Genomic DNA, 678 nt, shown 5'->3' with positions numbered 1-678 from the left:
AGCGGCAATGTAATCGCAGAAAGACAGATTCATCTCTAACACCTTAACTCAATCCCCGATCTGGTATCGGGGATTTTTATATTCATACACCGCTCGTTGTAGCTTGTCATCATTTGGGGATCTCGCCATTTAGTGTTAGCTTTTAAGCATCCACGCACTTCAACATGGAAGGACCCATGAGAATTGTAACCATCGCCCTGCTCGCTTGTTTATCTTTTTCACTTCATGCTGCGCAATACCAAGCTGATGAGGTTGCCAATGGGTTTCAAGTCCCTTGGGGCATTGAATTTATCGATTCGCAACGCGTAGTAGTGAACGAGAAAAATGGCACCATTTCATTGCTCAATGTGATGACTGGTCAACGCCAGAAAATCCATACTGTTCAGAACGTTAACACCAGTGGACAAGCCGGTTTACTGGATGTCGCACTCGCCCCAAATACCGATAAGAAAAATCCACAGCTGTATTTCACCTACAGCAAACGAACCCAGAAAGGAAACACCGTCGCACTTGCCACCGCAACGCTAAATGGCGAGCAACTAACTGGCTGGAAAGATCTCTTCATCTCCGATGCCATCACCGATACTGGCAGACATTTTGGCAGTCGAATCGCGTTTATTGATGGCAAGATCTACTTCACGATTGGCGATCGCGGTGAACGAGACAACGGGCAAAATA

The 678-nt window shown here is 46.3% G+C and carries 1 protein-coding gene; it reads left to right on the top strand.

Features of this window, described 5'->3' with window-relative positions; translation table 11 throughout:
* Positions 1-176: 176 nt before the first annotated feature.
* Positions 177-678: PQQ-dependent sugar dehydrogenase (locus R7Q46_RS27390; protein ID WP_318078301.1), on the top strand; the 502-nt coding region annotated here is incomplete at its 3' end.

The sequence above is a fragment of the Vibrio sp. 811 genome (genome assembly GCF_033339195.1).
Note: the sequence above shows the minus strand (reverse complement) of the source record. Positions and strands in the feature narration are given on the sequence as shown.